Raw genomic sequence first — 19,841 nt, 5'->3', positions numbered from 1 at the left:
GAATATATTATACAGACGGTTAATAGTTATAAGTCGTTACTTTTTTGTGTGTTAAACAATCACAGCAACAACATCAGTAAAAATCCAACAGGCCTTAAGCCTCAATCGTGCTCGGAGTTGAGCATATCAGTTTACAATATTCTTTTCGTTTCGCTAATATAGAATACAGAATAGCAATAAAAAGGAGAGTTTTACATGCATGGTATCACACACCAAGATGATCTAGGTTTATTTCAAACGATAGAAGAACGTCACTCGGTTCGAAAGTATGAACCTGGTGTTGAAATTCCAGTAGAAGAGCTTAATCAGATGCTCGAGACAGCAGCAATGGCTCCGTCATCGTGGAACTTACAGCATTGGCGTTTTTTGGTCATAGACGATCAAAAGAAAAAAGAGGAATTATTGCCGATTGCCTATAACCAAAAACAAATTGTAGACTGCTCTGCTGTGGTTGTCATTTTAGGGGACTTAGAAGCAAGTAAAGAAGCAGAGGGTGTCTATGCGGCTGCGGTGGAGAATGGCTTTATGACCGAACAAATTAAGGATACACTTGTTGGTCAAATCGAAAAAGCATACGAAGGTGACACAACATATCCTCGTGACGAGGCATTTTTAAATGCGTCACTAGCAGCGATGCAACTGATGCTAGCCGCTAAGGCAAAAGGCTATGATACAGTTCCGATGGGTGGATTTAACCGTGACAGTTTTGTGAAAGCATTCAATGTGCCAAATCGATTCACACCAGTGATGTTATTACCAATTGGTAAAGCAGCAACACCGGCTCACCGTTCTGCAAGAAAACCGTTAGAAGAAGTTATAATCCGTAACTCGTTCTAATTGATTATAAAGAGTGCAGCCAATTCGCTGTACTCTTTTTTGATTTAATCAAAGGGTCATACGTGATAAAATAAAATGAGCATAAACTTAAATAAGAGAGGTTTAGACAGATGATTGATTTAACGTTTGAACGGTATACAGAGACAACATTCACGACGCTAAAGTTGGTTGAGACCTACAGCTTACAAAACTGGGATCATCACATTCTTTCGTTTGGTGGCGAAGGGATTCCGAATGATCTTATTGATCCTGAAGCACTATTAATCACAAACCAAGATGGTGATGTGTTACAGGTCATCTTAAGAGAAGAAGGCTGCGACTCTCCGCTGTTCCAATTCACTGAAACGGAAAAAGAACAGTTAAAAAAATGGTTTGTAGATAATAGGTAGTTAACGGAAAAATAAACAGGGAATTATATTTCGTAACACAATAAATGGAAAAGGCTAAATCGAGTATTGATTTAGTTTTTTTGTGTTTAAATGAATAGATTTTATGATCTACCACCATAATAATAAGGCAATTCGATATTCATTGAGGTGAGGTAAATCATGAATATACAAAAACTTACAAGGAGTGTTTTTATGGGTATTTTAAGTGGGAATTCTCAAGATGAACCTATGCACTTTGGAGAAATTTTTAGTGTTTGGTCAAGTATTCTAGGTAATAATGGAATGATATCAGGCTATCAAACCCTCTTTAACCATGCAGGGGATGGAGATTTGAAAAAGTTATTAAAAGAAGGTATCACTGGTCTAGAAAATGAAAACAAGCAACTTCAAGAATTATTAAAAACAAATGGTATTGGGCTTCCCCCAGCTCCGGCAGATCGTCCAGATGCTAAATTAGAAGACATTCCCGTAGGAGCAAGATTCACAGATCCCGAAATCGGTGCTACCCTTTCAAAGGATACTGCTGCAGGTTTAGTTGCATGTAGTCAAGCGATAGGGCAATCAATTCGAGAAGATATTGGCATGATGTATGGACAATTCCACACAGCAAAAGCACAGTTCGGTGCAAAAGTACTCAAACTTAATAAAGAAAAAGGCTGGTTAATTCCTCCACCTTTACATGTGAATAAAGGAGAATAGAAGAGGTTATTTTAACCCCTTTATATGTGTACAGGTATATAGTCTAGCCAAAGAAAACCGCACACCCTTTGCTAGCGCGAAGGGTGTGCGGTTTTCATTTTATGCGAGAAATTTTTAACAACTTGAATCAGTTGGCTTGGGTACGGACAAGCCAAAGAGTGGACGGAAGTAAAGGGCGACATAGGTGCCTAGTAAAGCCATAATAGCCCATACCCAACCGTGAAGGTGAAGGCTAATTGAAGAAACCAAGCGCAGGCATATCCTAATCCAGTGTCTGTAGCAAGAGAGATCGCCGGAAGACTTGGAGTGTCATTCATCCAAAAATCAAAATAAGCTGCCCCGATGACTGAACCGACAATGAAACCAAATAACGTATTAAACATCGATGAACGTCCGCCACCGACAGCATAAAGTGCACCTGAAGCACATCCCCCCAAGCTTCATACCTATTCCAAATACAAAGGATCCAACCAGTAAACTCACTCCAACAGGTGAAACAAATCCAGTTGGCTCATGACCGAAAAAGCTAGCTCCATATGCAAGGATCGGAGCAAAGAGTCTCAAGCATTAGCATATGTGCTCGCAGGCCTTCGCCGTTACCGACGGACATCAATTTGCGAAACGCAGAAGTGAATTCGAATCGTGCATGGAATAATGTATAGCCAAGTAATAAACCAATCCATAACTGAATCAATAAGCTTAGATCAGCTATGGCGAATGTTGCAATACTTAATAGTGCAGCTGCCGAAATTCCTAAAGCCAAAAAAGTTGTCTTAATTGGTGGCAAGGAAGGATGTTCAAGCGAGCGTACGTCAAGATCCGCTGACTTTGTTTGTAAGCCCAATAAAAACACCTCTTATTCTTAGTTGTTTAATAGGATATTAATATAGTAAAGGAATGCGATTTAATCGTCAAGAAAACACTTCAATTTAACTAAGGAATGGAGTGTTTTTGTATATGATGAAGACAATCAATATACTTCTATACTTTTGAGATAGTCAAAGACAGCTTGAGGATTATGAATAAGATCTATTTTTCTATTTTCAAGATGTTCTCGATGTTCTTTATGAAAGGAATAAGCTTCGGTTTGGATCGTTTTCACCCAACTAAAGAATTGATTCTTATGGCTTTGGTCAAGCGAATCCTCGACAGTCGTACAAATAAATGAACGACAGGTAGCGTTTTTAAAAGTAGGGGAGAGAGTGCATCCAGTTCCTTCTTCAAAAAAACGACAGATTGAATAGGAGATTTTTACATCTTCTTTCTCCATTTTCGAAAGAGATCTATCCTGATAAGTGGTATACTCAGGATGAATCCAAGCATTCACTCGAATATCATAGGCATTTAAATGTGAATTTTCGTCATTCAATAGGTGGAAAAAGAAACTTGAATCTTTCATAACGATCTTATGAAGTTCAAAAAGAGAGAATATAGGGCTGTAAGAACAGCAACCAACATGAGGCATCTTATCGGTTGGTCTCTGGAAATGTGGATCTTGACAAGTTAAACAGGCATTTGTCAGTAATTGTCGGTTGATTTTGTCGAAATTAACCATAAAAAACGTCCTTTTTACAAAATAAGATAAAAAACTCAGAAAATCTTTTCAAAATAACTAGATTTTCTGAATAAAAAGTTTTACACTTTTTAGTAACAGAAAGCATTGAGGCAATTTTTTTTGCTTCCGCTTTTTTACAATAGTCACTCTCAATCATTCTAACAGGCTTAACAAATCTATGAAAGCTTACAGATAACCTTTGAGCAATTGTGACAATCATGTTAAAATGGTAATGAAAGCGTTACAATTTCCAGTCGATAAGAGAAGTGAAATCTTAGACGACTTAAAAGTTACTAGGAGGTTTTTGTCACATGTCCAGCAAGGAGCACAAACCCCAAGAGCCTTGGCAAGGATTTCATGGTCCTAACCTTGGCGTCGCCATTGAGCTATATGAAGAATATACGAAAGACCCAGAAGCTGTAGAGGAAGACCTACGCGAATTGTTTGATCAATGGGGTCCACCGCCATCTTCTACTCAAATAGAATCTCTTCAATCGCCAAAGGCTCCATCAGCCAATCAATCTGTCGGAGCGGACATGATGAGGAAGTTTGTCGGAGCTGTTAAATTAGCCGATATGATTAGAATGAAGGGGCATTTAGCTGCCGACGTTCACCCGATTCATAAAGATATAAAAAATTCAAAGCTTACCGATAGGACTCGCTATGATTTAAGTGAAGAGGACTTAAAACAAGTACCGGTTGATCTTATCTGTCCAGATGCACCATCTCATGTAAAAAATGGTCTCGAAGCGATTGAGCATTTAAAGAACGTCTATACGAAGACGATTTCTTTTGAGTTCAACCATGTTCAAGATGAGGAAGAACGACTCTGGTTAAACAAGATGGTCGAGTCTGGTTTATACTTACCGAATCTTTCTAAACAACAAAAAGTCGCATTACTTAAACGGTTGACACAAGTAGAAGGCTTTGAAAAATTCATTCATCGCACGTTCGTTGGCCAGAAACGATTCTCTATTGAAGGTCTCGATATTATGGTTCCAATGCTTGATGAGGTGGTACGTGAGTCGGTCCATGAAGGAACGGAACATGTCATGATTGGTATGGCACATCGTGGTCGCTTGAACGTCTTAGCGCACACATTAAGTAAACCGTACAAAATGATTTTCTCTGAGTTTTTACATGCACCTAATAAAGATTTAGTGCCATCAGAAGGTTCGAAGGGAATTAATTATGGTTGGACCGGGGATGTAAAGTATCACCTAGGTGCAGACCGTCAAATTAAAGATGAGAACACAGTCGAAGCAACTGTTTCCCTTGCAAATAATCCTAGTCATCTTGAATTCGTTAGTCCAATTGTAGAAGGCTTTGCACGTGCTGCTCAGGAAGTACGTACGAAAAAGGGTGAACCTGAACAATCTGTTTCAAAAGCATACTCGATTTTAATTCACGGAGATGCTGCATTTCCAGGTCAAGGGATTGTGACGGAAACATTAAATTTAAGTCGCTTAAAAGGGTATCAAACGGGTGGGTCTCTACATATTATTGCTAACAATAATATCGGCTTCACAACAGAAACCTATGATTCTCGTTCTACTACATATGCAAGTGACCCAGCTAAGGGATTTGAAATTCCAATTGTTCACGTGAACGCAGATGATCCAGAAGCCTGTTTTGCAGCAATGCATTTAGCTTTCCAATATCGTAAGCGTTTTAAGAAAGATTTCTTAATTGATTTAATTGGTTACCGCCGTTTCGGTCATAACGAAATGGATGAGCCTGCTGTGACTCAACCAGGTGTGTATACTAAGATTAGAAAGCATCCAACCGTTCGTGCGTTATATGCAGACCAACTAGTCGCTAACTCAGTAATTGAACCTACATATGGAGACGAGTTAGATAAAGAAGCGCAAGAATATTTACAGTCTCAGTATGATGCTGTAGCAGGAAACAAAACGAATAAGGCAAAAGAAATCGTTACACCTGATTTCGTTGTGAATGGTTTACCTAAAGTCAAGACATCTGTTGAACTTGAAACGTTAACATCTATCAACGAAGATCTTCTTGATTGGCCAGAAGAGTTTAAACCAAATGAAAAATTGGCTAAAATTCTAAAACGTCGTGAACAAGCATTTGATGGTGATGGTAAAGTAGATTGGGCTCTAGCTGAAACGCTTGCTTTTGCAACGATTCTACATGATGGGACACCGATCAGACTATCTGGTCAAGATTCAGAGCGTGGAACATTTGCTCACCGTCACTTAGTGTTGCATGACCGTGAAACAAATGAGACACACACACCTCTTCATACCTTTGAGAAAGCAAATGCATCTTTCTCAGTTCATAATAGTCCGTTATCTGAAATGGCTGTTGTAGGGTTTGAATATGGGTATAACGTCTTCTCACCGGAAACATTAGTATTATGGGAAGCGCAATTTGGAGATTTTGCAAATGGTGCTCAAGTAATCTTTGATCAATGGGTATCTGCTGGTCGTGCGAAATGGGGACAAAAGTCAGGTCTTGTTTGCTTACTGCCTCATGGCTATGAAGGTCAGGGACCAGAGCATTCGAGTGGACGTGTAGAACGTTTCTTAGTACTTGCAGCTGAGAATAACTGGACGATTGCTAATTGTACGTCAGCGGCTCAATACTTCCATATTTTACGACGTCAAGCTGCTATCTTAGAGAAGGATTCTGTTCGTCCGTTAATTATTATGACACCTAAGAGTTTGTTACGTAATCAAGTCGTAGCTTCGACACACGAAGAGTTTACAGAAGGTGAGTTTAAACCTGTCTTTGAGCAAGTAGGTCTAGGCGAAGCGACGGAAAAAGTGGAGCGTATTGTTCTATGTAGCGGTAAGGTTGCCATCGATTTATCTGACCGTGTAATAAAAGCATCCGATCAAGACTGGGATTGGTTACACATTGCTAGAGTAGAAGAACTATATCCATTCCCTAAAAGACAAATTCGCGATCTATTTGCTAGATATTCAAACTTAAAAGAAATTGTCTGGGTTCAAGAAGAGCCTAAAAATATGGGTGCATGGCCGTTTATGGAGTCACGCATACGTGATATCACACCTGAAGGCGCAACTGTTGCTTACATTGGACGTACACATCGTTCGAGTCCTGCTGAAGGTGATCCAATTGCACATAAAAAAGAACAAGATCGTATCATCACAGAATCATTGACTCGCAAATAATAAGGAGGCCATCGCCGTGATTGAAATTAAAGTACCGGAACTAGCTGAATCGATTACAGAAGGAACGATTGCACAATGGTTAAAACAAGTTGGTGAACAAGTAAACCAGGGAGAATACATTGCTGAACTTGAAACCGACAAAGTAAATGTAGAAATTACAGCTGAATATTCTGGTGTGATTAAGGAATTCAAAAAAGAGCCAGGCGATACAGTAGAAGTTGGTGAAGTGATTGCTGTCATCGATGAGAGTGGAGAGGCATCTACTTCATCTGAAGAATCTGCACCTGTAGCAAAAGAAGAGCCGAAAAAAGAAGAATCCGCAGCAAAAGAAGTAGCTACAGAGAGCGCACCAAGCACAGATCGTCCGCTAGCTTCACCTGCTGCTCGTAAACTTGCTCGCGAAAAAGGAATTAGCTTAAACAATATTCAAACAAATGATCCAACTGGCCGTATTCGTAGACAAGATGTTGAAACACATGAAACGAAGCCAGCAGCTAAGCAAGCGGCACCAAAAGTTGAGAAAAAACCAGCGGTGAGTGCGGATGAGCAAGCAGGCAAGCCAGTTGAACGTGTCAAAATGTCACGTCGTCGTCAAACCATTGCCAAGCGTCTTGTTGAATCACAACAAACAGCAGCAATGTTAACGACGTTTAATGAAGTAGACATGACAGAAGTGATGGATTTACGTAAGCGCCGTAAAGACGCTTTCTTAGATAAAAATGGTGTGAAGCTTGGCTTTATGTCATTCTTCACTAAGGCGGTCATCGGCGCGCTTAAAGAATTCCCATTACTAAATGCAGAGATTCAAGGCGATGAAATTCTAATGAAGAAATTCTATGATATTGGTGTAGCGGTATCAACGGATGAAGGGTTAGTCGTACCGGTTGTGCGTGATGCTGACCGTTTAGGTTTTGCTGGTATTGAGCGTGAAATTGGCTCACTCGGTAAGAAAGCTCGTGACAACAAGCTTTCAATCTCTGATCTACAAGGTGGAACATTTACGATTACAAATGGTGGGGTATTCGGATCTTTATGGTCAACACCAATCTTAAATGCACCACAAGTGGGGATTCTAGGTATGCATAAAGTTCAATGGCGTCCGGTTGCTATTGATCAAGAGCGCTTTGAAAACCGTCCAATGATGTACATTGCGCTTTCTTATGACCACCGTATTGTTGATGGAAAAGAAGCGGTAAGTTTCCTTGTAAAAGTGAAAGAGCTTTTAGAAGATCCAGAACAATTGTTACTAGAAGGTTAATAGCAAAAAAAAGCAGCCTATCACTCCAGTGTTGGGCTGCTTTCTTATTATTATTTAATACCTTGGTCTTTCGCCATTTGTTTCGCTACTTTAGGTGCGAGCCACAAAGTAGGTAGCATAATTAGAGAGACAGGTACAGCGGTAAAGACGATGAAGGATTGCAATGCGTTAATACTTCCTTCTTCTAGATAGAGAAGAACAGCAGCTACAGCACCCATAGCAAGAGCCCAGAATACACGAACAGATTTTGCTGGTGTGCTACTTCCTGTTACTGTCATTGAAATTGTATAAGACATAGAATCGGTTGTCGTTGCAACAAACACGATCGTTACAAGAAGAAATGCTGCAGCGATAATATAACCAAATGGTAATTGCGTGACAATCGCTATCATTGAAGCTGGGAGCCCTGCGTCAAATAACGGTTCACTAACAGATCCGGGATTTTGTAATTCGAAGAAAATCCCCGAACCACCAACGACCGTAAACCAGAAATTTGTTACAAGTGGAGCAATAATAATGACGGCTAGGAATAACTCACGTAATGTACGCCCGTGTGAAATACGACTAATGAAGATGGCCATCATCGGCCCGTACCCAATAAACCAACCCCAGAAGAAAATTGTCCAATAAGATAGCCAGCCTGTATCTCCACGATAGAGACTTAATTCGAAATAATCTCGAATGTAAACACCATATGTGCCAACAAATGCATCTACAATAAATCCTGCTGGACCGACGATCAAAACGATGATCACTAGAACGATTGTAAACAGGATATTGAATTTACTAAGCCATTCAATACCTTGATGAATACCAGTCACAGCAGATACAGCAGCAATCGCAACGAGTCCAAAAATAATAACAAGTTGTGTGATGAACGTATTTGGAACTCCAAATAACGAATCTAGTCCGTAAGCTGCTTGTAGACCTAAAAATCCGATGGGACCGATTGTTCCAGCGGCAACTGCAATGATTGAGAAGATATCTACAAGAGCCCCGAGAACACTGTTTTTTTTCATAATTTTCTTTCCGACAAGTGGATAGAGTAAGGTACGCGGTTTAAGTGGTAACCCTTTTGAGTAACCATACATGAGCACGACAACACCCAATGTACCAAGAATGGCCCACGCAGAAAATCCCCAATCTAAAAAGGATTGAGCAAGAGCAGGAACAATCGTCGCTTCAATGCCCGGTGCAACGTCATACATAGGTGGAGTTTCTAAGAAGTGATAAATCGGTTCAGCTGCCGCCCAGAATACACCACCACCTGCAAGCAACGTACACATGATCATCGCGATCCATTTAAATGTTGTTGTTTCAGGTTTATCGGATCGACCTAACTTAATTGATCCATACTTAGAAATCATAAGTGCTAAAGCAATGAGAAACGTGAGAAGCATGAAGACTTGCCAAAACGCTCCGAAATAAGTTGCTGACCAACTAAAAGTAGCGTCTACAAAGCTTGCCACCCCATCTGCTGAGATGATCGATGCGATAACAAATATGATTAACGCACCACCACTACCAATAAAAACTGGCCAGTCCATTGATTTTTTATCCAAAGTGAAACCTCCTAATAATTACACCATCTGAAATTAGAACTTTATTACCCTAACACAAATAAAAATGTGAGTAAAATGATCTAGTAATGAACGGAATTTTAAGTTTAGTAAGCGTTGTCAGGTTGATCTAGAATATATTTGTAGGGTTGTAATAAAAAGTAAAAACTATACATGCAAAGCATCTCACCTCAAATGGAGGATTTAATTTGCCTCTAAATAAGAATCTATTTATAATAGAGGGAAAGGAGTGGTTAAAATGATCCATCAAACATGGCTAGAAAAAGAAACGATTCGCACAATAGAGTGTGTACATACAGATGCAAAGAAATACATGGTTGATCGTGCGCTAACAAAAGGAAAGTCATACGAGTTGAAAAACGAGACAGATGAATTTTATTTTGTTGTAGATAATACTGGTAAAATTGGTGGGTATTATAAAGAATATTTTAAAAACTAAGACAGTCTCTGTACTGTCTTTTTTTGTTTATAATAGTTCTAATTTAAGGGATAGTCTTTGCCAGCGCATCAATATTCGTGTACTATTAAAGTACTAACAAAGGATACGAATACGCACGAAAAGGAGGAGAGCATGGGAATAATGTATGATATAATTGGCTTTATACAGAGCCACGGATATATTGCATTGTTTCTTGTATTTGCAATTGGTTTATTTTTTTTCCCCGTTCCTAATGAAGTTCTCCTAATGAGTGGCGGCTTGCTAGCGACAACACCTTATATAGATCCCGTATTTGGTATGATGGTTATTTTCTCTAGTATTCTCTTTCATGGAACGAGTTTATATATGATCGGTCATTATGTCGGAAGAAAACCGATGTCTTTAAAAGTGGAAACTTCGATCTGGAAAAAGCGTGCAGACAAAGGAAAAGAATTATTGGATCGTTACGGTCTAAAAGCAGCTTCCTTTAGTTATTTTTTTCCTTTCATTCGGCATGCTGTCCCATTTAGTGTTGGTCTTTCATCGATTTCTTATCGGAAGTTTTCTTTCATTGGGTTTAGTTCTGCACTAGTATGGATGAATATTTATTATTGGATTGGATTTTATTATGGTCGTACAATTAATGACTGGAATACATTTATTCAACATCTCATCTACATGCTCGCTGCTGTTACTGTCATCGTCATTTTGTTTCAGTATGTAAAAGTGAGACGTGCAAGGCGCATTGAACAACAGGTAAAAGAATAATTTTATTTTTGTTGCCAATAACTCTTTCTTTCGTTATCATTACATTCGGATATGAGAGGAGGGGGGAACGATGAGAGTACGTATTAGTGGAAGAGATCAACAAGAACTTGACGCATTCGTGAAGTCGCTAGAAACACTAGCAGACTATCAAGTGACCTACACATCGGATGTGAGGGATTCAAAAAGAACAAATAACCCCAAATACAGAACAAGCAAAGAACTCATTCAATATCTAGATGTTCAGAAGAAAGTATAAGAAAAATACACCTCACATGGCTTGTGAAGGTGTATTTTTTTGCATGGGTTTAGCTTTTTCAGGTCTCGAGATGAGAAAGATTGATAACACAACGGCTGTCACCCCAAGCCACTGCCAAAAAGTTAAGCGATCACTAAAAACAAAGAATCCGATCGAAATAGCGACTACTGGTTCAATGGTTGACATAATCGCAGCACGACTTGATTCGATTATTGCTAAGCCTTTTGTATAAAAATAATAGGCAAGAACAGTAGGGAATAACGCTAACCCTAGTGATAAGCTACTAATCTCTAGTTGAGTAAACAGAGTGGATTTGTTCCATAAGGCGGAAGTCGGAATCATAAAGAGTGCAGCACAAAGAAAAGAATAAGTTGTAATCGTTAAACTAGAATACCGTGTGGAACTAACTTTAGCAAAAATACTATACAATGCGTAAAAAAAGCCTGAACCAACTCCGATCAACAATAGACGAGGGGTAATCGATGTATGAAAAGCAGGCAAGAGACCGACGACGAACCCACATCCAATTAACGTTAGAGCTACTGCGATTAGTTTATTTTTGGTGAACATTTCTTTAAAGAAAATCCTTGATAGAATCGTAACAAATAAAGGACCAGTGTATAATAAGACAACGGCTAGAGATAAAGTTGATTGTTCTATTACGATGAAAAAGCACCAATTAAAAAAGACAATACTAATGATTCCTGATCCGATAAACAAGGGGAGATCACGCAATTTAATTTTCAGCAGCTTACGATTAAAGAGTGCTAAAACAGATACGAGTAATAAAGCAGTGAAGATGGCTCGTATCGCGACAACTTCCCAAGCTGTAAAACCATATTCATACAATGGCTGGACAAATAAGCCAATGGATCCCCAAAGCGCAGCACCAAAAATTGCTGAAAGATATGCCTCCCGTGTCGACATACACACCCCTCCTGAACCTATAATATTTTATCATTTTATCATGTTCAACCACACATGGAAGCGATCTAAAAAAATCGTAAAAATAAAAGGAAATTAATGATGTTTAATGGAATTTCTCTTATGCTAGAGAATAATTAATCAAAAAATACCGCTAGCATTAGCTAGCGGTACAAAAATTAACCTTTTTTGTATTCAAGAAATTCATTATACGTCATTTGTTTGTCTGTCATACCATCATTTGTTAACTCAATAATGCGGTTAGCAATAGACTCGTTGAACTGATGATCATGAGAAGAGAAGATCATGGAGCCTTTAAAGGCAATAAGACCATTGTTGACTGCTGTAATGGATTCTAAATCTAAGTGGTTAGTCGGTTCGTCTAATAAGAGAATATTCGCACCACTTAACATCATTTTTGAAAGCATACAACGTACTTTTTCTCCACCGGATAAGACGTTTGCTTTTTTCAATACTTCTTCACCAGAGAATAACATACGTCCTAAGAATCCACGTAAGAACGTGTCACTATCATCTTGAGGTGAGAATTGACGTAACCAATCAACGATACTTAATTGACAGCCTTCAAAGTACTCAGAGTTATCTTTAGGGAAGTAGGCTTGAGAGGTCGTTACGCCCCATTTGTATGATCCACTATCAGGTTCCATTTCACCAGCTAAAATCTTAAAGAGTACCGTTTTTGCCGCTTCGTTGTTACCAACGACGGCAATTTTGTCATCTTTATTCATTGTGAAGCTCACATTGTCTAATACTGTTTCTCCATCAATGATTTTCGTAAGCCCATCTACGCGTAATAATTCATTTCCAACTTCACGTTCTGGTTGGAAGTGAACGTAAGGGTATTTTCTTGATGATGGTTTGATATCGTCTAATGAAATTTTCTCAAGAGATTTTTTACGAGATGTTGCCTGTTTAGACTTAGATGCATTCGCACTAAAGCGAGCAACAAAGCTTTGTAGTTCTTTAATTTTTTCTTCTTTTTTCTTGTTTTGGTCTTGAGCCATTTTTAAAGCTAATTGACTTGACTCGTACCAGAAGTCGTAGTTACCAACGTAAATTTGAAGCTTACCAAAATCAAGATCGGCAATATGCGTACAAACTTTATTTAAGAAGTAACGGTCATGGGATACGACAATGACTGTGTTCTCAAAATTAATTAAGAATTCTTCTAACCATTGAATCGCTTGGATGTCAAGATGGTTTGTAGGCTCATCGAGTAAAAGAACATCAGGCTCACCGAATAGAGTTTGAGCAAGGAGTACTTTTACTTTTTCACTACCAGATAAATCAGCCATCTTCTTTGAATGAAGATCTTCTAAAATGCCAAGACCTTTTAATAAGATCGCAGCTTCTGACTCTGCTTCCCAACCATTTAGTTCTGCGAATTCACCTTCTAGTTCGGCAGCTTTCATCCCATCTTCATCTGAGAAATTTTCTTTCATGTAGATGGCGTCTTTTTCTTGCATCACTTCATATAAACGAGCATGTCCCATAATAACGGTTTGCATGACTTCGTATTCTTCATATTCGAAGTGGTTTTGTTTTAACACAGCTAGGCGTTGACCTGGCTTCATGTGAACATCGCCCTGTTGTGGCTCGATTTCACCTGATAAGATTTTCAAAAATGTAGATTTACCAGCTCCGTTTGCACCGATCAATCCATAACAATTTCCTGGTGTAAACTTAATATTCACTTCATCAAATAATTTACGGTCACCATATTGTAGACCAACGTTTGTTACTGTAATCATGTAGCTTGATGCCTCCAATGTCATTATATCTTATGAATTATACCATTCTAGACAGTCATAGGATACCACCAAGAGCATATTCAACAAAAAAACATCTTTTTAAATGACTAAAATAGATTAAAAAATGTAGTAGTATGCGTACACAGCAAGTCCTGCACCAGCAGCAAGCATAACAATTGTTAAAAATTTCATAGATTTGAGGGAGTAATTAACGATAATTGCTCCAAGCAAGATAGCAAAGTATAATGAAAAGTCGAGTGGAAAACGTTCCACAGAGTGTAAAAAGGTATCACGAGTCATCATCATGATGAGAAGGGGTGCTAAATAGATTAATGCAACGACAAGTAAACCAATTGTGTTTTTTTGTTTTAAGGTAAAGTTCATATCGTCTACACCTTCCTTTTTAGTGTTATTAATTGATAGCGTATCCTAAATTATTCTTTTTATCATATTGCTTTGTAGTAGAGGAGTGGTGAATGTTGAATCAAACTAAATTTGAAATGGCAACCGATTTATTGAAACGTTATTATGGGTATCATTCTTTTCGCGAGGGGCAACAAGGTATCATCGAAAAAGTGTTAGAAGGAAAAGACACGTTAGGAATTATGCCTACAGGTGGAGGAAAGTCGATTTGCTATCAGATCCCAGCCTTAGTTTTAGAAGGGGTTACATTGGTTATTTCTCCGCTTATTTCTTTAATGAAGGACCAAGTGGATGCATTATTAGAACTGAACATCCCGGCGACTTATCTAAACAGTACGCTTTCAACTTCAGAGGAAGAATATCGAATTAGTGGTATTTTAGCTGGAGAGTATAAATTGGTCTATATTGCACCAGAGAGACTACATCAGCCACATTTTATGAGATTATGTCAGGAACTCCCTCTGTCATTTGTCGCAATCGATGAAGCACATTGTCTATCGCAGTGGGGGCATGATTTTAGACCGAGTTACTTAGGTATCAATGATTGGTTAAATAAATTGACCGAACGACCAGCGGTACTTGCCCTAACAGCTACAGCTACAAATGCGGTTCGAGATGATATTGCTGATCATTTACAAATTGAGAGCGACAATATGATACTGACAGGTTTTAAGCGAGATAATTTACGGTTACAAGTGATAAAAGGAACGGATAAGTGGCGTTATGTAAAAAAATATATTAAAGATCATGTCGATCAATCAGGAATAATCTATGCGACAACGCGTAAGGAAGTAGAGCAAGTGTATGAAAAGTTAAGACAAGCATCTGTAGACGTAGCGATGTATCATGGCGGAATGAGTGAGGCGGAGCGAACGAAGCATCAAGAAGATTTTCTACACGACAAGTCACCTGTTATGGTAGCTACGAATGCTTTTGGTATGGGAATTGATAAATCAAATGTGAGATACGTGCTTCATTACAATATGCCTCGTAACATTGAAGCGTATTATCAAGAGGCAGGTCGTGCAGGTCGTGACGGGGAAATGAGCGAATGTGTATTGTTGTTCAACCCGCAAGATGTCAGGCTTCAATCCTTCTTAATTGAGCAATCAGAGCTAGGACTTGAACGCAAAGAACAAGAATACGAAAAATTACAGCAAATGTCGGGCTACACCCACACAGGTAGTTGCTTAATGCGCTACATTTTAGCGTATTTTGGAGATACTATAAGTGAAGATTGTGGTCAGTGTAGTTCATGTAATAGCAAAGGGGAAGAAATTGATTGCACAAGGGAAGCACAAATGGTGTTCTCGTGCATTAAGCGGATGCGCGAGCGTTTTGGCAAGACAATGGTAGCTCAAGTATTAGTAGGATCAAGCAATCAAAAGGTAAAGCAAATGCAGCTCGATTCTTTGCCAACCTACGGGTTAATGAACAATAAAACAGCAAAAGATGTAGCAAATTTTATTGATTTCTTAACCGCAGAAAAATACGTTAAACCAACGGGTTCGCAGTATCCTACATTACAGCTGACAGAACAGGCTGTCGCGGTATTAAAAGGTGAGGTCAAGGTTTCACAAAGAATAATCGAACAACCTAAGGCATTAGAAGAGAATGATGTAGTATTTGAAGCATTGCGCGAATGCCGTAAACGCATCGCAACGAGTGAAGAAGTACCGCCTTATGTTGTCTTCTCGGATAAAACGTTACGTCAAATGAGCGAATATATCCCTTTGACAACGGAGGAGTTATCGTATGTCCAAGGAGTGGGAGAGACAAAGCTCGCACGATATGGTGAACTATTTTTAAACGTATTACAGACATTTGAGGAGCAGAAAAAAGTAGAATTAACCGAAGCAACACAGAGTGAAACAGCTCCGAATAAAAAACAGTCTAAAGGTAGTCATTTAGATTCGATAACCTTGTTTCAACAAGGATTTTCTGTTAACGAGATTGCAACTAAACGTGAATTTAGTGAACAAACCATCTTAAATCATTTACTTAAAGCAAAAGATGAAGGAATTGATCTAGATCTTCAATCATATGTAGATGAAGAGAAGAGAAAAGCGATCCTGTCTGTCGTCGGTAAAGTTGGTAGTGAAAAGTTGCGACCAATTAAGGAAGCATTACCTGAAAACGTTACCTATCAGGAGATTCGCTTTGTATTAAATCGTTAATTTTGACTAGTTATTAACGATTTGTTAAGAATTTATGGTATGATTAAGTCATAAAATGAAATTACTCATTCACAGATTACATAGGTTTGAGTGAACGTGAACGCAAAGGAGATTATACATGATGACAACGATAAAAATTGTTACGGACTCAACTTGTGATTTACCTAAAGAAGTAATTGAAAAACACGGAATTGAAATTATCCCGTTATCACTAACATTTGGCGATAAAACGTATCTTGATGGAGTAGACATTACGAAGGAAGAATTTATGGACAAACTTAAGGCGTCCGAGGACTTACCTAAGAGCTCACAACCATCAGCTGGTGCTTTTCAAGAATTATACGATCGTCTGAATAAGGAAGCTGATGACGTGAAAATCATCTCCATTCATATCACAGAAGGAATGAGTGGAACGACGAATGCAGCTCAAACAGCGGCTGATATGTGTGAGGCAGATGTGACGGTGATTAATTCGCGCTTCATTTCGCAAGCACTTGGTTTCCAAGTTGTAAGAGCAGCACAACTAGCTGAAGAAGGTCTTACAGTTGATGAGATTGTGCAGTATTTAGAGGAGATCCGTGAGGGTACATCTTTGTATATCATGGTTGATACACTTGAGTATTTAGCAAAAGGTGGCAGAATAGGTAAGAGTAAAGCGTTCCTAGGTTCACTTTTAAAAATAAAACCGATTTTGTCCTTAACAGACGGTGTTTTAAATCCTGTTTCAAAAGTTCGTACACATATGCAGATGATACAACAATTAACGACCACATTTACAACGGAAACAAAAGGTAAAATCGTAAAGAAAATAGCTATTTCTCATGCTGAGGCAGATTCTGTAGCAATGAAGTTAAAGCAATCTCTTCAAGGTGTTACAGACGTTAAGGATATTACAATCCAAGTAACTTCTCCTATCATCAGTACACATGCAGGCCCTGGTGCCGTTGCATTAATGTACTATACTGAATCAAAATAGTCTACTCAGGAGGATGGTCATGAAGGAAATTACAACGATTGAAGATTGGCAAGCATTAATCAATTCATCGGCCGAACAGCCTGTTTTCTTGCTCAAACATAGTACAACTTGTCCAATAAGCGCCGAAGCATTCGGTGAGTTCGAAGCGTTTGTTGAAGACCACAAAGATACAAGTTACACTTTTGCTTTAGTAAAAGTCATTGAGTCTCGCCCGGTGTCGAACGCGATTGCCGAAGAGATACAATTGAAGCATGAATCACCACAAGCAGTACTTCTTGAGAACAAAGAAGTGAAATGGAATGCCTCTCATTGGAACATCACAAAAAGAAAATTAGCTGATGCCCTTTCGTAGTTTAATTAAACAAAAGCCACTTCATTTTTGAAGCGGCTTTTTGCCTTTTTTACGAGCCATTTGAATGTATGTGAAGATGAGACAACTCGCTCCTCCAAGTGAACAGAAATACTGTAAAATTCTCATAAGTTCCATGTAACCGCCTCCTAGCATTAGTTATTACCAATGAAGGGTTGCTTATGCAAAGATTTCTAGCTGTTTTCATAAAAAAATCTCATGTTATGAAGGATTATAGAAGGTAGTGTCGAATAATGATAATGAAGCAGAAAAAAGGGGGATACCTAAATGAACGCGAAAGCAGAATTAACATCATTTGTTACGAAAATGAACCAAACACCGGAACATATTTCAGAAGAGAAAGATCGTGTTTTTCAATTTGATTTGACTGAATCTGGAACCATGCAAGTGAAATTTGAAGGCGGACAAGTAGAATTACTTGAAGGTGCTACAGAAGATCCTGATGTTACATTGAAAATGAATGATGAATCATTCATAAAATTACTTGAGGATGATCTAAACACTACGATGGCATTTATGACAGGTAAGCTCAAGGTGGACGGAAGCATGGGTCTTGCGATGAAGCTTCAACAGTTAGTAAAAACTTACAAAAACATCTCATGAAAAAAGGCTGTCTGCAATAGACAGCCTTTTTATTATAATGCAATGATTGCAAAGGAAATTCCGATCAGACCAATAAGCGCCATAACGTATACAGGTACTCGAGGCATTTCACCGTTGTTTTCCATCGCTTTACCAAACATAAAGAACACAAGTGGGTGAACTAAGAATGGCATTGAGAAGATGAATGGAATGAGAAGAGAAGCTTCTGTTCCAAACATTTCTCCTTGAATCGCAGCAAATAATCCAAAGTGAGAGATAGCTGATGTTTGAGCCATAGCACTATAATCAAATGCCATAGAACTCATACTTAAAAGCGCAAGTCCACCGAATACCGCACAAATTTGCCAACCGAATGAGAACTGCATCAAAGCTTTCACTTCTTTACGATCCTCTCCATTAGCATGGCGAAGATTTTTAAGAGCTAAGGCTGTTAAAACAACACCGATTGTTACGATAATCGCTGTCGGAAGGAACCATAGTGATCCTTGTTCAGCACTGATGGCTAAGACAGAGAATACAAAAATATGACCAAAGAACGGAATATTAATCATGATTGGAGCACGTTGAGCTGCTACTTTTCCGAAGTCGCCAGCTGTACAAGCACCGGTTAACCCTGAGTGAGACAAGGAACCAGCCATACCTGGTGCTAAGTTACGAGTATGCGCTGTTTTAGCAATATACATAACTAGAGCAATTCCACCGAACATCCAGAATAGTTGTCCAAAGAAACCATACGTTAGTACCGCACTCATTCCCTCAATTGCAAAAGCGTCTCCAATACGAGAACCACCGACCATGAAGTTTGCAGCAAGTACGACTGGAATACCAGCAAATAATAATGCACGAACTGTTGGTCCGAAACTCCAGCTATAGAAGATGGCTCCAATTGCAGCTGAGATCATCATTGCGAAGAAAATTTGTGGCAAGGCAATAATCGGTTGAACAGCTGATGCAATGGCATATGAAATAAATAATACAGCGATAATTAAAGCTGTTTCTAATAAACCTTTACGAATATACGTATGCTTTTTGCCAACTTGAGCTTTATTGTCTACAAATAAGACCGAAGCAATTAATCCAATAAAAGCGATTAGTGGATAATAACCGGCGATTCCTTCAATGGATCCTGGTTGTAAAAACATTCTAGTGAATCCTTCAATACCTACTAATAAGAAGAATGAACGAAGAATGAATATAAATTGTGTACGTCCAGTTCCAAGAACAATTTCTTCAGTGGAAGGAACGACAATATCTTCTACATCCATCTCTTTATTTCCTAAGATTTTACGAAGCTCTTGTCCACCAACGAAGAATGAAACAATCAGAGCAATGATCGTTGTACGAGCCATAAAATCAACAAGAGGGAATTCTCCTAAACCTGGAGTCGCAATATTGACCTCGACCATTAGGAACCCTAATAGTAAACCGAAGATCACGATAATTAAAATAGGTGAAAATCTTGATCCTGCAACTACCATACGAGAGATGATAACCATAGGAACGATAAATAATAACAATAATAAAAATTGGTTCAATACTTGAACTTGAGAAAGCTGTTGAATGATTTCCATATACATACTCCTATCTCTTTTTACAAATGTGCTTATAAATACTATCTTATCTTTGGCGTTCATACAACAGCTGTAAACGCAACCATAAAAAAGTTGTAAAAGTA

General features: G+C 38.6%; 18 protein-coding genes and 1 pseudogene. 12 read left to right on the top strand and 7 right to left on the bottom strand.

The window, feature by feature from the left end; all coding sequences use genetic code 11:
• Nucleotides 1-195 precede the first annotated feature (195 nt).
• From CDZ88_RS07440 to CDZ88_RS07430, 3 genes are all read left to right on the top strand, one after another.
• Nucleotides 196-837 (top strand): nitroreductase family protein, encoded by a 642-nt coding sequence (locus tag CDZ88_RS07440; RefSeq protein WP_100372936.1) that lies wholly within the window; start codon nucleotides 196-198, stop codon nucleotides 835-837.
• Between the two features lie 110 nt (nucleotides 838-947).
• The gene (locus CDZ88_RS07435; protein WP_100372935.1) at nucleotides 948-1,226 is read left to right on the top strand and encodes a hypothetical protein; all 279 of its coding nucleotides are present in this window, start codon (nucleotides 948-950) and stop codon (nucleotides 1,224-1,226) included.
• Nucleotides 1,227-1,385: 159 nt separating this feature from the next.
• Entirely contained in the window at nucleotides 1,386-1,925 is a 540-nt protein-coding gene (locus tag CDZ88_RS07430) for a DUF3231 family protein (protein ID WP_232718594.1), read from the top strand.
• A 233-nt stretch (nucleotides 1,926-2,158) separates the two neighbouring features.
• Here the strand turns inward: CDZ88_RS07430 and CDZ88_RS07425 are convergent.
• Nucleotides 2,159-2,769, bottom strand: a pseudogene (locus CDZ88_RS07425) (YeeE/YedE thiosulfate transporter family protein); the annotation flags it as partial.
• Nucleotides 2,770-2,895: 126 nt separating this feature from the next.
• Nucleotides 2,896-3,480 (bottom strand): hypothetical protein, encoded by a 585-nt coding sequence (locus tag CDZ88_RS07420; protein ID WP_100372933.1) that lies wholly within the window; start codon nucleotides 3,478-3,480, stop codon nucleotides 2,896-2,898.
• A gap of 311 nt (nucleotides 3,481-3,791) precedes the next feature.
• On the opposite strand from CDZ88_RS07420, the gene CDZ88_RS07415 reads away from it, so the two are divergent.
• Together CDZ88_RS07415 and odhB are read left to right on the top strand one after the other, a co-directional pair.
• Nucleotides 3,792-6,641, top strand: coding sequence for a 2-oxoglutarate dehydrogenase E1 component (locus CDZ88_RS07415; protein WP_100372932.1), 2,850 nt, complete (start codon nucleotides 3,792-3,794; stop codon nucleotides 6,639-6,641).
• Nucleotides 6,642-6,657: 16 nt separating this feature from the next.
• Nucleotides 6,658-7,899: a 2-oxoglutarate dehydrogenase complex dihydrolipoyllysine-residue succinyltransferase gene (odhB, locus tag CDZ88_RS07410; RefSeq protein ID WP_100372931.1), complete on the top strand. Its 1,242-nt coding sequence runs from the start codon at nucleotides 6,658-6,660 to the stop codon at nucleotides 7,897-7,899.
• 50 nt (nucleotides 7,900-7,949) lie between these two features.
• On the opposite strand, the gene CDZ88_RS07405 is transcribed toward odhB, so the two are convergent.
• Nucleotides 7,950-9,446 (bottom strand): BCCT family transporter, encoded by a 1,497-nt coding sequence (locus CDZ88_RS07405; RefSeq protein ID WP_100374635.1) that lies wholly within the window; start codon nucleotides 9,444-9,446, stop codon nucleotides 7,950-7,952.
• Between the two features lie 271 nt (nucleotides 9,447-9,717).
• Between CDZ88_RS07405 and CDZ88_RS07400 the strand changes: the two genes are divergently transcribed.
• From CDZ88_RS07400 to CDZ88_RS07390, 3 genes are all read left to right on the top strand, one after another.
• On the top strand, nucleotides 9,718-9,918 hold the full coding sequence (locus tag CDZ88_RS07400) for a DUF6501 family protein (RefSeq protein WP_100372930.1): 201 nt from the start codon (nucleotides 9,718-9,720) through the stop codon (nucleotides 9,916-9,918).
• Nucleotides 9,919-10,050: 132 nt separating this feature from the next.
• Nucleotides 10,051-10,665: a DedA family protein gene (locus tag CDZ88_RS07395; protein ID WP_100372929.1), complete on the top strand. Its 615-nt coding sequence runs from the start codon at nucleotides 10,051-10,053 to the stop codon at nucleotides 10,663-10,665.
• A gap of 70 nt (nucleotides 10,666-10,735) precedes the next feature.
• Nucleotides 10,736-10,921 carry a DUF3970 family protein gene (locus CDZ88_RS07390; RefSeq protein WP_100372928.1) on the top strand — a complete coding sequence of 62 codons (186 nt, stop codon included), beginning with the start codon at nucleotides 10,736-10,738 and terminating at the stop codon, nucleotides 10,919-10,921.
• Nucleotides 10,922-10,933: 12 nt separating this feature from the next.
• On the opposite strand, the gene CDZ88_RS07385 is transcribed toward CDZ88_RS07390, so the two are convergent.
• The 3 genes from CDZ88_RS07385 to CDZ88_RS07375 all read right to left on the bottom strand — a co-directional run bounded on the left by CDZ88_RS07385 (nucleotide 10,934) and on the right by CDZ88_RS07375 (nucleotide 14,001).
• Nucleotides 10,934-11,848: a DMT family transporter gene (locus tag CDZ88_RS07385; protein ID WP_100372927.1), complete on the bottom strand. Its 915-nt coding sequence runs from the start codon at nucleotides 11,846-11,848 to the stop codon at nucleotides 10,934-10,936.
• Between the two features lie 176 nt (nucleotides 11,849-12,024).
• On the bottom strand, nucleotides 12,025-13,617 hold the full coding sequence (locus tag CDZ88_RS07380) for an ABC-F family ATP-binding cassette domain-containing protein (protein ID WP_100372926.1): 1,593 nt from the start codon (nucleotides 13,615-13,617) through the stop codon (nucleotides 12,025-12,027).
• Between the two features lie 117 nt (nucleotides 13,618-13,734).
• Nucleotides 13,735-14,001, bottom strand: a complete 267-nt coding sequence (locus CDZ88_RS07375; protein ID WP_100372925.1) for a hypothetical protein — start codon at nucleotides 13,999-14,001, stop codon at nucleotides 13,735-13,737.
• Between the two features lie 95 nt (nucleotides 14,002-14,096).
• Here CDZ88_RS07375 and recQ point away from each other — a divergent pair, with 95 nt between their 5' ends.
• The 4 genes from recQ (at nucleotide 14,097) to CDZ88_RS07355 (ending at nucleotide 18,166) form a co-directional block, all read left to right on the top strand.
• Nucleotides 14,097-16,217: a DNA helicase RecQ gene (gene recQ, locus CDZ88_RS07370; protein ID WP_332849221.1), complete on the top strand. Its 2,121-nt coding sequence runs from the start codon at nucleotides 14,097-14,099 to the stop codon at nucleotides 16,215-16,217.
• A 121-nt stretch (nucleotides 16,218-16,338) separates the two neighbouring features.
• Nucleotides 16,339-17,193, top strand: a complete 855-nt coding sequence (locus CDZ88_RS07365; RefSeq protein WP_100374633.1) for a DegV family protein — start codon at nucleotides 16,339-16,341, stop codon at nucleotides 17,191-17,193.
• Between the two features lie 19 nt (nucleotides 17,194-17,212).
• Complete coding sequence (ytxJ, locus tag CDZ88_RS07360; protein WP_232718592.1) at nucleotides 17,213-17,545, top strand: bacillithiol system redox-active protein YtxJ; 333 nt, start codon at nucleotides 17,213-17,215, stop codon at nucleotides 17,543-17,545.
• A 285-nt stretch (nucleotides 17,546-17,830) separates the two neighbouring features.
• Nucleotides 17,831-18,166 (top strand): SCP2 sterol-binding domain-containing protein, encoded by a 336-nt coding sequence (locus CDZ88_RS07355; protein ID WP_100372923.1) that lies wholly within the window; start codon nucleotides 17,831-17,833, stop codon nucleotides 18,164-18,166.
• A gap of 32 nt (nucleotides 18,167-18,198) precedes the next feature.
• Here CDZ88_RS07355 and CDZ88_RS07350 read toward each other — a convergent pair whose 3' ends face one another.
• Entirely contained in the window at nucleotides 18,199-19,737 is a 1,539-nt protein-coding gene (locus CDZ88_RS07350; RefSeq protein WP_100372922.1) for a hypothetical protein, read from the bottom strand.
• Nucleotides 19,738-19,841 lie beyond the last annotated feature (104 nt).

This window comes from Bacillus sp. FJAT-45037 (genome assembly GCF_002797325.1).
GTDB lineage: Bacteria > Bacillota > Bacilli > Bacillales > Bacillaceae_D > Alkalihalophilus.
Note: the sequence above shows the minus strand (reverse complement) of the source record. Positions and strands in the feature narration are given on the sequence as shown.

Bases quoted from the DNA above. Each gene is read 5' to 3' on its own strand.
- CDZ88_RS07355 (WP_100372923.1), top strand. From the start codon at position 17,831: ATGAACGCGAAAGCAGAATTAACATCATTTGTTACGAAAATGAACCAA.
- ytxJ (WP_232718592.1), top strand. From the start codon at position 17,213: ATGAAGGAAATTACAACGATTGAAGATTGGCAAGCATTAATCAATTCA.
- CDZ88_RS07415 (WP_100372932.1), top strand. From the start codon at position 3,792: ATGTCCAGCAAGGAGCACAAACCCCAAGAGCCTTGGCAAGGATTTCAT.
- CDZ88_RS07435 (WP_100372935.1), top strand. From the start codon at position 948: ATGATTGATTTAACGTTTGAACGGTATACAGAGACAACATTCACGACG.
- CDZ88_RS07395 (WP_100372929.1), top strand. From the start codon at position 10,051: ATGGGAATAATGTATGATATAATTGGCTTTATACAGAGCCACGGATAT.
- CDZ88_RS07365 (WP_100374633.1), top strand. From the start codon at position 16,339: ATGACAACGATAAAAATTGTTACGGACTCAACTTGTGATTTACCTAAA.
- CDZ88_RS07390 (WP_100372928.1), top strand. From the start codon at position 10,736: ATGAGAGTACGTATTAGTGGAAGAGATCAACAAGAACTTGACGCATTC.
- CDZ88_RS07380 (WP_100372926.1), bottom strand. From the start codon at position 13,617: ATGATTACAGTAACAAACGTTGGTCTACAATATGGTGACCGTAAATTA.
- CDZ88_RS07375 (WP_100372925.1), bottom strand. From the start codon at position 14,001: ATGAACTTTACCTTAAAACAAAAAAACACAATTGGTTTACTTGTCGTT.
- CDZ88_RS07400 (WP_100372930.1), top strand. From the start codon at position 9,718: ATGATCCATCAAACATGGCTAGAAAAAGAAACGATTCGCACAATAGAG.
- CDZ88_RS07420 (WP_100372933.1), bottom strand. From the start codon at position 3,480: ATGGTTAATTTCGACAAAATCAACCGACAATTACTGACAAATGCCTGT.
- CDZ88_RS07385 (WP_100372927.1), bottom strand. From the start codon at position 11,848: ATGTCGACACGGGAGGCATATCTTTCAGCAATTTTTGGTGCTGCGCTT.
- CDZ88_RS07350 (WP_100372922.1), bottom strand. From the start codon at position 19,737: ATGGAAATCATTCAACAGCTTTCTCAAGTTCAAGTATTGAACCAATTT.
- CDZ88_RS07440 (WP_100372936.1), top strand. From the start codon at position 196: ATGCATGGTATCACACACCAAGATGATCTAGGTTTATTTCAAACGATA.
- CDZ88_RS07430 (WP_232718594.1), top strand. From the start codon at position 1,386: ATGAATATACAAAAACTTACAAGGAGTGTTTTTATGGGTATTTTAAGT.
- CDZ88_RS07405 (WP_100374635.1), bottom strand. From the start codon at position 9,446: ATGGACTGGCCAGTTTTTATTGGTAGTGGTGGTGCGTTAATCATATTT.